At 70.7% G+C, this 1669-nt stretch carries 2 protein-coding genes; both read left to right on the forward strand.

Going from position 1 to position 1669, the window contains the following annotated elements:
* A partial coding sequence (locus tag AB1578_23730; protein ID MEW6490908.1) for a biotin/lipoyl-containing protein occupies positions 1–260 on the forward strand: 260 nt, incomplete at its 5' end.
* Positions 261–451: 191 nt separating this feature from the next.
* Positions 452–1669: right-handed parallel beta-helix repeat-containing protein (locus AB1578_23735; protein ID MEW6490909.1), on the forward strand; the 1218-nt coding region annotated here is incomplete at its 3' end.

The following is a 1669-nucleotide window of genomic DNA, read 5'->3' on the forward strand; positions in this document are numbered from 1 at the left end:
GCATCCAGGGCACCCTCTTCGTGCCCCGGCTCGCCCCGCGCCAGGAGCGCGACCGGGTGCGGCTTGCCCAGTGGCTGGTGAAACCCGGGGAAGAGGTGGCCAAGGGCCAGCCCCTGGTCACCCTGGAAGGGGGCAAGCAAACCTGGACGCTTACCTCCCCCGGCCAGGGCGTCTTTGTGCGCCCCGTCAAGCACCGCAGAGACCGGGTGGAGCTCGGCGACACCTTGGGATACGTGGAGCTGGAAGAGCTGAGGGAGTAAAGGGTTTGCGCGTTGCTTGTTGCGCGTGGCGCGTTGGAGAAAAGGCCCCACCCGCAACCCGCAACATGCCACCCGCAACCCACAACCCACAACCCACAAGGAGCATGCCATGCAGAAGAGCCCCTACGTGAAGCCCCAGGTCACCGGCACCTCCAGCGTCCACCCCTGCTGAGGGGAGCCGAGACACAACCATGGAGAGCGCCAGGACGCCGGCAGCCGCCCGCACCCGGAAAGGGTTGGGGGGGCTCTTCGCCCTGGCCCTGGCACTGGCGAGCCTGGGCGCTTCTCCGGCGGCCGCCGCACCCGAGCTCGCCTCCGTCACCCTCCCCCAGGATGCCGTGTGGGAAGGCCGGGTGGAAGTCGACGGCCAGGTCACCGTGCCCGGGGGAGTCACCCTCCTCCTCCGGCCCGGCACCGAGGTCCGGTTCGCGGCCCGGCCCGGCGCCGAGCCGGCGGACAAGGCGAGGCTTGTGATCCGGGGCGCCCTGGTGGCCGAGGGCACCCCCGAGCACCCGATCCGGTTCCTCTCTGCCGACCCGGAGCCCCAGCCCGGCGATTGGGGCGGGCTGGTGATCGAGGACACCCGGGGCAGGACGAGCCGGCTGCGCCACTGCCGCATCGAGCACGCCGACGAGGGGCTGCGGGTCAAGGCAGCCTCCGCCGTGGTGGAGAACAGCGTGCTCACCCGCAACCGCACCGGCTTTGTGGGGCTTCGCCACGGCGACGGGGGGCTCTTCGCCACCGAGGTCTCGGACAACGCCACCGGCCTCTTCTTCCGCCAGAGCACGGGGCTCCGGGTGGAGCAGTGCCGGATCCTGGGCAACCGCGAAGGCGGGATCGTGTGCTCCTACGGGAGCGCCCCGGCCCTGGCGGGAAACGAGATCGGGGAGAACGCCGTGGGGGGGATCGCCTGCGTGCAGGGCTCCTCCCCGTCCATCGAGGCCAACGAGATCCGGGGGCACGAGTACGGAGTGCATGTGGACCTCAAGTCCAACCCCCTCCTCCTCGGCAACCGGATCCACGGCAACGGCACCGGCCTGTGGGCCGTCAAGCTCTCCAACCCGACGGTCGCCCAGAACGCCGTGACCGGAAACGGGGTCGGGATCTTCTGCGACCACTCTGCCTACCCCCGGGTGCACGACAACGACCTCTCGGGGAACACCCGCTTCGCCATGGTGCTGGGCGACCACCAGTCCATCCACGTGGAGCAGCGCATCCCTTACCGGGACCTGGGGCAATTCCACCCCGAAGCGCCCGCCCGCCCCCAGACCCTGCCCCCCCGTACCCGCAAGTTCACGGCGTTCTCCGGAAGCTCCCTGGGCCTCCTGGACGCCCGGGGAAACTGGTGGGGCCACGAACCAACGGCCGAGATGGCCGCCTTGGGCGCAGAGGGCAACGTGGGGGCCATC

The organism is Thermodesulfobacteriota bacterium, assembly GCA_040756475.1.
GTDB lineage: Bacteria > Desulfobacterota > Deferrisomatia > Deferrisomatales > JACRMM01 > JBFLZB01.